The sequence below is a fragment of the Pseudomonas sp. TH10 genome, assembly GCF_016651255.1.
GTDB lineage: Bacteria > Pseudomonadota > Gammaproteobacteria > Pseudomonadales > Pseudomonadaceae > Aquipseudomonas.
Genome location: NZ_JAEKEG010000107.1, coordinates 1 through 10,331 on the forward strand (window position 1 = coordinate 1; position 10,331 = coordinate 10,331).

Here is a 10,331-nt window from a genome sequence, read left to right on the forward strand (position 1 = left end):
GCGACGGGTCCTTCTTGCCGTAGTCCATGTGCCCGTAAATGCGTTTGCCGTCAATTTCCTTGACGTCCTCGCTGAAGAATTTGGCGATGTCTTCATAGGCTGACCAGTTCACCGGCACGCCCAATTCGTAGCCGTACTTTTCCTTGAACTTGGCTTTCAGATCGGCGCGCTCGAACCAGTCGGCGCGGAACCAGTAGAGGTTGGCGAACTGTTGATCAGGCAATTGATAGATCTTGCCGTCCGGCGCGGTGGTGAACGAGATGCCGATGAAGTCCTTGATGTCGAGGGTCGGCGAGGTGAAGTTCTTGCCTTCGTTGGCCATCAGGTCGGTGATCGATTCAGTCTTGCCGTAACGGAAGTGCGTGCCGATCAAATCCGAGTCGTTGACCCAGCCGTCATAGATGTTCTTGTCGGACTGCATCACCGTCTGCATTTTCTCGACCACGTCGCCTTCTTGCAGCAGGTCGTGGGTGAGCTTGATCCCGGTGATTTCGGTGAAGGCCTTGGCCAGCACTTTCGACTCGTATTCGTGAGTGGTCAGGGTCTCGGAAACGACCTTGATTTCCATCCCCCGAAACGGCTCCGCTGCCTTGATGAACCACTTCAACTCTTCGAGTTGCTGATCGGCCGTCAGGGTCGACGGTTTGAACTCACTGCCAATCCACTTTTTCGCCGCGTCTTCGTATGCATCGGCCCAGGCGGCTGCGCTCAAACCGCTGAGTGCGAGCATGGCTGCCAATGAAATGCTATGTCGCAGCTTATTGTTTTTGTCGAACATAGAGACCTCCTGTTTGAGTTTTGGAGCAACTTTGCCGAGCGATGTCGACTAGCCCCAGCGCATCACAGCCAACAGCCACACCAGGGACAACGCGGACGCTACCCAGATGCTCCAGTCGGTGGCGCCAATCACCAGCAAATGCAGGTAGGCGCTACCGAGAAGACCGATAAACAGCCGATCGCCACGGGTGGTGGCAATCGGTAAAAAACCCCGGCGAAGGACGCTCGGAGAACGCAGCTCCCACGTCGTCATGCCCACCAGGATCAGGCCAATGACGATGAAAAACACCGCGGTGGGGACAGTCCAGCTCATCCATTCCATCATCAGCTCCTCATACCCGGCCCAGGGCAAAACCCTTGGCCACGTGGTTGCGCACAAACCAGATCACCAGCATCCCGGGCAAAATGGTCAGTACCCCTGCCGCCGCCAGCACACCCCAGTCGATACCGGACGCCGAGACCGTGCGAGTCATCACCGCCGCGATCGGCTTGGCGTTCACCGAAGTGAGGGTGCGCGCCAGCAGCAACTCGACCCAGGAAAACATGAAGCAGAAAAATGCCGTAACACCGATCCCGGAGCCGATCAGCGGGATGAAGATCTTCACGAAGAACTTGGGGAAACTGTAGCCGTCGATGTAGGCCGTTTCGTCGATTTCCTTGGGCACCCCGGACATGAAGCCTTCGAGGATCCACACGGCCAGCGGCACGTTGAACAGGCAATGCGCCAAAGCTACGGCGATGTGCGTGTCGAACAGACCAATCGATGAGTACAACTGGAAGAACGGCAGCAGGAACACCGCGGGCGGCGCCATGCGGTTGGTCAGCAACCAGAAGAACAAGTGCTTGTCGCCCAGAAAGCGGTAACGCGAAAACGCATAGGCCGCTGGCAACGCCACACTCAGCGAGATAACGGTGTTCAGGCTGACGTAATACAACGAGTTGAGATAACCGTTGTACCAACTCGGATCGGTGAAAATCACCTTGTAGTTGTGCCAAGGTGAAGTCCTGCGGAAACAGGGTCAGGCCGCTGAGGATTTCGGTGTTGCTCTTGAAGGACATGTTCAGCAGCCAATAGATCGGCACCAGCAGGAACAGGATGTAGATCAGCAACGGGATAAGCTTTCTTTTGCTCATGGCAGACCTCAGCGGTTGGCGTCGGAGTGCGTCATGGCGGTGTAGAACAGCCAGGACACCAACAGGATGATCAGGAAGTACACCAGCGAAAACGCCGCTGCCGGACCGAGGTCGAATTGGCCTACCGCCATTTGCGTCAACGTCTGACTCAAGAAAGTCGTGGCGTTGCCCGGCCCGCCGCCGGTGAGCACGAATGGCTCGGTGTAGATCATGAAACTGTCCATGAAGCGCAGCATGACCGCGATCAACAGCACGCTTTTCAGCTTGGGCAATTGAATGTGGCGGAACACCGCCCAGGCCGAGGCCCTGTCTATGCGCGCGGCCTGGTAATAGACGTCGGGGATCGCCCGCAAGCCAGAGAAACACAACAGCGCCACCAGCGAAGTCCAGTGCCAGACGTCCATCACCAGCACCGTCACCCAGGCGTCCATGGTGTTCGCCGCGTAGTTGTAGCTGATGCCCATCGCGTTGAGGCTCGACCCCAACAGACCAATGTCGGCACGACCGAAAATCTGCCAAATGGTGCCGACCACGTTCCATGGGATCAGCAGCGGAATCGCCAGAATGATCAGCACCAGCGATGACCAGCGACCCTTGGTCGGCATGGTCAGCGCGACGGCAATGCCCAGCGGGATTTCGATCAGCAACACGCAGGCCGAATAGATGAACTGGCGCAGCAATGAGTCGTGCAAGCGTGGATCGAGCAGCACTTGCCGGTACCAGTCAGCACCGACGAAGTAGCGGCTGGACTGGTCGAAGATGTCCTGCACCGAATAGTTGACCACGGTCATCATCGGGATCACCGCACTGAACGCCACCAGCAAAAACACCGGCAACACCAGCCACCAGGCCTTGTTGTTCTGCACCTTGTTCATGGCCGCACCTCGCTGCTGTCGGCTTCAAGGAGGAATTCATCGGCATAGACCATCAGCCACTGCGCCGGGAAACTGATATGCGCCGTGCCTTGCGGCACCGGTTTGTCTTCCGCCAGGCGCACTTTCAGCGGCGCGCCGTCGAGGTCGAGGGTCATGATCTTGTAGGTACCGAGGTCTTCGACGTGTACGACCTGTGCCTGCATCGCGTCGTCAAACGGCTCGTCCCATACATGAATGAATTCGGGACGGATGCCGACCTTGAGGTTTTTCCACTGACCGTGTTCGATATGCCGCTGCATGGCGTCGGACAACGGCAGGTGCGTCGAGGCGAAACCGACGCCGCCGGGCTGCGGCTGCACTTCGATCAGGTTCATGCCGGGGCTGCCAATGAAGTAGCCGACAAAGGTGTGGCTCGGCCGCTCGAACAGTTCCCGTGGCGTACCGAACTGGACGATCTGCCCGCCGTACATCACCGCAATCTTGTCGGCGAAGGTCGAGGCCTCCAGTTGATCGTGGGTGACGTAGACCATGGTGATGTTGAACTGCTCGTGGATCTGCTTGAGCTTGCGTCGCAGTTTCCACTTCAGGTGCGGGTCGATCACCGTCAACGGCTCGTCAAAAAGGATCGCCGAGACGTCGTCGCGCACCAGGCCACGACCCATGGAGACTTTCTGTTTTTCGTCGGCGGTGAGGTTGCGCGCCTTTTTGCTCAGCAGGTTTTGCAGGTCGAGGACTTCGGCAATTTCCTGCACCTTGCTGTGCACTTTCGCCTCGGCCATGCCCTGATTGCGCAGAGGAAAAGCGAGGTTATCGAACACGGTCATGGTGTCGTAAACCACCGGAAACTGGAAAACCTGAGCGATGTTGCGCTTCTCCGGCGTCAGGTCATTGACCGCTTTGCCGTCAAACAACACATGACCTTGCGAGGGGCTGAGCAATCCGGAAATGATGTTGAGCAAGGTCGACTTGCCGCAACCCGACGGCCCGAGCAAGGCGTAGGCACCGCCCTGTTCCCAGACATGATTCATTTCGCGGATCGCGTAATCCTCCGGACCGCTCGGCGTGCGCGTATAGCTGTGGGCGAGGTGCTGCAAACGGATTTCGGCCATCAGGCAACCCTCGCGACACGTCGGCCGGGGGCTTGCACCAAGCGGCCCTGCGCATCGAAAACGAACAGTTTGTGGGTCGGGATGTAAATGCGGATCGGCGCATCGACGTCGTATTCGTGAACACCGGACAGGTGCAGTACCAACAGGAAATGTTCGTTGCGCACATGCAGGAAGGTTTCCGAACCGCTGATCTCGGCGACTTCAACGGTGACTGCCAACTCCAGATCGTCATCGTTGCTCGGCACCAGCGAGATATGACTGGGGCGTACGCCAAATCGAAACTCACCCTCGCCCACCGGACGCAAATCGACGTTCAACGGGAAGTGGACGAAGTTGGCGAAGCTGACTTCGTTGCCGGCGATGCGACCGGGCATCAGATTGATCGGCGGTTCGGAGAACAGCTCGGCGGCCAGCACGGTTTGCGGCTGGTGATAGACCGAGGTCGACGCGCCGCTCTGGATCACCCGACCTTCGTGAAGAATGGTCGTGGTGCCGCCCAGCGCCAACGCTTCATTGGGCTCGGTGGTGGCGTAGATCGCGATGGTATGGCGCGCCTTGAACAGCTCGCGCATTTCCTGGCGCAGCTCTTCGCGCAGTTTGTAATCGAGGTTGACCAGCGGCTCGTCGAACAGGATCAGTTCGGCATCCTTGACCAGGGCACGAGCCATGGCGGTGCGCTGTTGCTGGCCACCAGACAGTTCGAGCGGATGGCGCTGGAGGAATTTCTCGATGCGCAGCATCTTCGCCGTTTCCTGAACCTTGCTCTCGATCAGGTCCCTGGACACCCCGGCCTGACGCAGTGGCGAGGCGATGTTCTCGAATACGGTCATGGTCGGGTAATTGATGAATTGCTGATAGACCATCGACACGTTGCGCAGACGCACCGGGCGCTGGGTGACGTCGACGCCGTTCATCAGGATGCGGCCGTTGTCGGGCTTGTCCAGACCGGCCATCAAACGCATGAGACTGGTCTTGCCGGACAGCGTACGACCGAGCAAAACGTTGAAAGAACCGGGTTCGAATTTCAGGCAGGCATCGTCGATCCAGGTCTGGCCCTCGACGGTGCGGCTGACGTGCTCCAGGGTGAGTGACATGGCTCGGCCTTTTTATTATTGGAGTCAAGCGACCTGTACACGGGAGCGAGTTTCGTGCCAGAAATGGCAAGTGGTTGAACCACCGGGAAAAACGCCAAATTGGCGAGCGACCGGGGTTCGATGCTGAACAGAAATGAACAACCGCCAATGAACAATTGAACAGTTGGCCGGTTGACAATGAACAATAGTGAACAACACTCTATGGACCGTTCACGGTCCCCGTAGGAGCAGCCTTCGGCAGCTCCTACGCAGGTCGTGGGCAACTGAAGTACCCATAAAAACAATAAAAGTCAGCTCAGAGATCGCCTGCCATGGCCGTACCTGCCTCGCCGCTCTCCCATGACGCGATCGTCCAGGACTCCTGGCAACGCTGCCGCGCGTTCGGTCTTGAGCACCAAAGCACCCCGGCTTTCGATCAGTTGCCCAGCGCCGGCATCGCTCACTTGCTCGACCGCCATCACTCTCTGGTGCAGACCACGCACCAGGAAGTGCTGCCCTACTACGAAAACATCCTCAGCAACTCCAATTGCCTGATCATGCTCGCCGACAATCAGGGCCAGGTGCTGACGTCGTGGGGCACGCAACGCTTTATCGAACCGAATCTGGCTCGCGGCTTTCAGGCCGGGGCGAGCTGGATGGAGCGCTCCAGCGGCACCAATGCCATCGGCACCGCGCTGGCTTGCGAGCAGGCGGTGCATATCGAACACGATGAACATTTCCTCAAGGCCAACCGCTTCATGACCGGCTCTGCCGCGCCGATTTTCGACGCCGAGCGCAAGGTCATTGCGGTGCTCGATGTCTCCAGCGACAGCTACCTGCCGCCCTCGCACACGTTGGGCATGGTCAAGATGATGAGTCAGACCGTGGAGAACCGGCTGATTCTCAACCTGTTCCACGGCCAGCACTTCCAATTGACGTTCAACACCGGCTTGAACAACCTCGACAGCCAGTGGGCCGGCTTGCTGATTTTTGATGAGAGCGGCCAGGTGCTGTCGGCCAATCGACGGGCGGACAATCTGCTCGGCATCAGCCTGTCGCGAGTGAGCGTCGAGAGCCTGTTCAAGGTGTCATTGCTGGAACTGTTGAATCAGCCGGATGATCTGCCCTTCGCCCTGCAGACCTCGGGACGCAATCGCTTCCAGTGCCTGTTAAAACGGCCCAAGCAAGTGCCGGTCAAGGCTCGAGTGTTCGTTGAGCAACCAGCAGTGCCATCGGCTGCAATCAGTCTCAATACCTTGCATTTTGGCGACAGCCGGGTGGAAAAAGCGGTTCGCCAGGCCGAGCGGTTGCTGGAGAAGGACATTCCGCTGCTCATCCACGGTGAGACCGGTGTGGGCAAGGAAGTTTTCGTCAAGGCTCTGCACCAGGCCAGCTCGCGCAGCAACCAGGCGTTTATCGCGGTGAACTGTGCAGCGATCCCCGCCGAGTTGGTGGAGTCCGAGCTGTTTGGTTACGAGAAAGGCGCGTTCACCGGCGCCAACCAGAAAGGCAGCATCGGCCTGATTCGCAAGGCTGACAAAGGCACGCTATTCCTCGATGAAATCGGCGACATGCCGCTGCCAACCCAGGCGCGCTTGTTGCGCGTGTTGCAGGAGCGCTGCGTGCAACCGGTGGGCAGCAGTGAGTTGTTCCCGGTGGATCTGCGGATTATCTCGGCGACCAACCGCTCTCTGCGTGAACAAGTGCAGTTGGGGCGGTTTCGTGAGGATTTGTATTACCGCATCGGCGGGCTGACATTGGAGTTGCCGCCGCTCAGAGAACGCAGTGATAAACAGGCTTTGTTTAAGCGACTCTGGGAACAACACCGTGAGCCGACGCAATGGGCGGGTTTGAGTCGTGAGGTGCTGGAGTTGTTTGCTCGCCACCCGTGGCCGGGGAATTTGCGCCAGGTCAGCAGCGTGATGCAGGTGGCGCTGGCCATGGCCGAGGAGCAACCGGTGCGCCCGGAGCATTTGCCCGATGATTTTTTTGTCGATATGGAGATGGAGCCGGTGGACGCACCGGAGCCGCTGGCAGTGGATCTGGATGATGCCGAGGATTTAAGTCGGCAGTTGCAGGCTGTGGGCGGGAATATTTCGCACCTGGCCCGGCGGTTGGGGGTTAGTCGCAATACGCTTTACAAGCGGTTGCGTCAGGCCGAGTGATGAACCAATTCACAATGGGCGTAGCAAACTCATTGCCATAGCTGAGTTGAATCACCTGGCAGTGCTGCGTCCACTTGTCCAAGCTGGACATTGCCAATTATTGAAAGATCGGCTCGGCATACGTCGCTGACGCGGCTTGAAGGGTGCGCAGGCCAAGCAGCACTATGACCACCATTATTAGCCCTGCGGCAATGGCTACACCGAACCCTGCTCGTGCACCATAGGTATCTATGATCAAGCCCGAGAGTACTCCACCGAGCGCTACGCCTATGCTGATACCCGTTGTCATCCATGTCAGTCCTTCGGTGATCCTAGACGGCGGAACAATGATAGTACCGAGGTTCATGACGACGACCATAGTTGGCGCAAATGACACACCTGCCACAAACAGCATCCCCGAAAGGATGTAGACGTCCGGTGAGAAAATGGGCAACACGGCTGTGACTGCTGTTATCAGAACTCCGATAAAGAACTGCTTTTCAATCGGTAAGGAAATCCTTATCGCGCCGAACGTCAGGCCCGCAATCATTGAACCGAGCGCATAGGCTGCCAGGGTGAAACTGGCGGACGCTGGCCAGCCTTGAGCGTTGGCGAAGGCAACAACCGCAACGTCGATTGATCCGCCAATCACACCCATGGCCAAGAGCGCCAGCACGATGGTACGAACGCCGGGGATAAGCAGGATCGAGCTAGCGTTCCTTTTAACGCCAACGACCACCTTCGGTTCTGTCTGCCGTTGCATAAGAAACGCCGTCACGCCGACAAGCAGCAACAAGACGGCTACAAGCGGCCCGGCTTCGGCGAAAAAGCTGACGCTCAAACCAATGGCGAGTGGTGGGCCGATGATAAAGGCGAGTTCAGTTAGAACCGTGTCCAAAGAGAAGGCTGTGTGAATTGCGGCTTGCCGCGGAAAAGTTGCGTCCAGCGTGCTCTTATCATCGCGGGCATGCTCGGCATCGTGCCCGCCAATCCCGCAAGAATAAAAAGCAGTGGGGCCGGAGCCTTCAGAGAGACAGCAATGATTAGCGCCAGCAACATGCCAATGCTGAAGGCCGTCACAAACGGCAGAACCCGACTCTGGCCCCGTTGATCAACGAGTTTTGATACGTGCGGGCCGATTAGCGCATTCGCCAAGGTAAAAGTACCGGCGACCGAGCCCGCCAGCCAATAAAGACCCGTCTGCTGCACTAACATGGTAATGACGCCGATGCCGATCATTGCCTGGGGCAGACGGGCAATGGAACTCGCGATCACTAACCCCATGACGCCCGGGGTGGTGAGAAGTTCGCGATAAGGATTAGCCATTATTTGTCCTTTCTGAATTTAACACTGATGAGTAGCCCACAGTATCTGACGGAACTAATGGGAAGTTATCGGTGACCGGATGTTATTACTCAGCTGTGCAATTGCCCTCAAAGATAAGCACCGTTGACCCCGGACTGCGCGCAACCTGCTCTTCGAAGAAATTGTGGATGCACACATGATCGGGATACTCAGAAGTAATCAGGTCTTGCACATTAACCTCCCAGAAGCGAAAACGGCACTTCTAAAGTTGATTGCACCTGAATCGCGGACAAGTGCTAGCTCAAGAAACATCATCCATTGGATCACACACTTCCTTACTTAACCACGACTGTCTTTACTAAAATAACCAAAAAGGAAACTTCCTACTGGTTCTTCGGAAAAACCTCACAAAAAAACTAACGAACTTATTGCTAATTCGAAAAACCGAAACTACACACAAAGTCAACCACTCAAGTATAAGCGCTGCACACTTTGAACAACGCCCACACTCCTTACCACTAAAACGCGTTTACCCCTCGACCGCATGCACCCAAAAAACAAAAACCCGCACAAGGCGGGTTTTGTTTGTAGCAAGCACAGCAATCAGTCAGCCAGACGCCAGGTCGTGCCGCCCTTGCCGTCTTCCAGCACCACGCCCATGGCGGTGAGCTGGTCGCGGATGCGGTCGGATTCGGCCCAGTCTTTGCCCGCCCGTGCCGCCAGACGTGCAGCAATCAGCGCGTCCACTTCAGCTGCATCGACACGCCCTTCGGCGCCTGCTTGCAGGAAGTCATCCGCCTCAAGCTGCAACACACCCAGCACACTCGCCAGCTCTTTCAGACGTGCTGCCAGACCGGCCGCGGCATCGAGATCGCTCTCGCGCAGACGGTTGATCTCACGCACCATCTCGAACAACACTGCGCAGGCTTCCGGCGTGCCGAAGTCGTCGTTCATCACCGTGGTGAAACGCTCGACGAACGCTTCGCCGCCCGCCGGCGCGACGCTCGGCAGGCCTTTCAACGCGTGGTAGAAACGCTCCAGGGCGCCTTTGGCGTCCTTGAGGTTGTCTTCCGAGTAGTTGATCGCGCTGCGGTAGTGGCTCGACACCAGCAGGTAACGCACGACTTCCGGGTGGTACTTTTCCAGCACGTCGCGAATGGTGAAGAAGTTGTTCAAGGACTTGGACATCTTCTCGCCATTAATGCGAATCATGCCGCAATGCATCCACGCGTTAGCGTAGGTCTTGCCGGTGGCCGCTTCGCTTTGGGCGATTTCGTTTTCATGGTGCGGGAACTCAAGGTCACTGCCGCCGCCATGGATATCGAAGGTCTCACCCAGGCAGCAGGTGGACATCACCGAGCACTCGATGTGCCAGCCCGGACGACCGTCGCCCCAAGGCGATTCCCAGCTCGGCTCACCCGGCTTGGTGGCTTTCCACAGCACGAAGTCCAGCGGATCCTGCTTGGCTTCGTCGACTTCGATCCGCGCGCCGATGCGCAGGTCTTCGATCTTCTTGCGCGACAGCTTGCCGTAGCCCATGAACTTCGCGACGCGGTAGTACACGTCGCCATTGCCCGGGGCGTAGGCGTAACCCTTGTCGATCAGGGTCTGGATCATGCTCAGCATGCCCGGAATGTGATCGGTGGCACGCGGTTCCATGTCCGGCTTGAGGATATTGAGGCGCGCCTCGTCCTCGTGCATTGCCGTGATCATGCGCTCGGTCAGTGCGTCGTACGGCTCGCCGTTTTCGCGGGCGCGATTGATGATCTTGTCTTCAATATCGGTGATGTTGCGCACGTAGGTCAGGTTGTAACCGCTGAACCGCAACCAGCGGGTCACCAGGTCGAACGCGACCATGCTGCGGCCGTGGCCAATGTGGCAGTAGTCGTACACGGTCATCCCACAGACGTACAT

At 57.7% G+C, this 10,331-nt stretch carries 6 protein-coding genes and 3 pseudogenes; 1 reads left to right on the top strand and 8 read right to left on the bottom strand.

What is annotated here, in order from left to right; all coding sequences use genetic code 11:
- The 6 genes and pseudogenes from JFT80_RS16820 to JFT80_RS16845 all read right to left on the bottom strand — a co-directional run.
- A pseudogene (locus JFT80_RS16820) lies at positions 1–778 on the bottom strand (carbohydrate ABC transporter substrate-binding protein); the annotation flags it as partial.
- A 48-nt stretch (positions 779–826) separates the two neighbouring features.
- The gene (locus tag JFT80_RS16825; RefSeq protein WP_045062321.1) at positions 827–1,099 is read right to left on the bottom strand and encodes a DUF2160 domain-containing protein; all 273 of its coding nucleotides are present in this window, start codon (positions 1,097–1,099) and stop codon (positions 827–829) included.
- A gap of 10 nt (positions 1,100–1,109) precedes the next feature.
- Positions 1,110–1,911: pseudogene (locus JFT80_RS16830) on the bottom strand (carbohydrate ABC transporter permease).
- Positions 1,912–1,919: 8 nt separating this feature from the next.
- A complete protein-coding gene (locus tag JFT80_RS16835) occupies positions 1,920–2,786 on the bottom strand; it encodes a carbohydrate ABC transporter permease (protein WP_201148616.1) in 867 nt (288 codons plus the stop codon).
- On the bottom strand, positions 2,783–3,895 hold the full coding sequence (locus tag JFT80_RS16840) for an ABC transporter ATP-binding protein (RefSeq protein WP_201148617.1): 1,113 nt from the start codon (positions 3,893–3,895) through the stop codon (positions 2,783–2,785). Before JFT80_RS16840 ends, JFT80_RS16835 begins: the two co-directional genes overlap by 4 nt.
- On the bottom strand, positions 3,895–4,989 hold the full coding sequence (locus tag JFT80_RS16845; RefSeq protein WP_201148618.1) for an ABC transporter ATP-binding protein: 1,095 nt from the start codon (positions 4,987–4,989) through the stop codon (positions 3,895–3,897). The genes JFT80_RS16840 and JFT80_RS16845 overlap by 1 nt, the downstream gene beginning before the upstream one ends.
- A 311-nt stretch (positions 4,990–5,300) precedes the next feature.
- Here JFT80_RS16845 and JFT80_RS16850 point away from each other — a divergent pair, with 311 nt between their 5' ends.
- Positions 5,301–7,133, top strand: coding sequence for a sigma-54-dependent Fis family transcriptional regulator (locus JFT80_RS16850; protein ID WP_201148619.1), 1,833 nt, complete (start codon positions 5,301–5,303; stop codon positions 7,131–7,133).
- 97 nt (positions 7,134–7,230) lie between these two features.
- Here the strand turns inward: JFT80_RS16850 and JFT80_RS16855 are convergent.
- Both JFT80_RS16855 and cysS read right to left on the bottom strand, forming a co-directional pair.
- A pseudogene (locus JFT80_RS16855) lies at positions 7,231–8,438 on the bottom strand (MFS transporter).
- A gap of 582 nt (positions 8,439–9,020) precedes the next feature.
- The coding region (gene cysS, locus JFT80_RS16860; RefSeq protein ID WP_201148620.1) for a cysteine--tRNA ligase at positions 9,021–10,331 on the bottom strand (1,311 nt) is incomplete at its 5' end.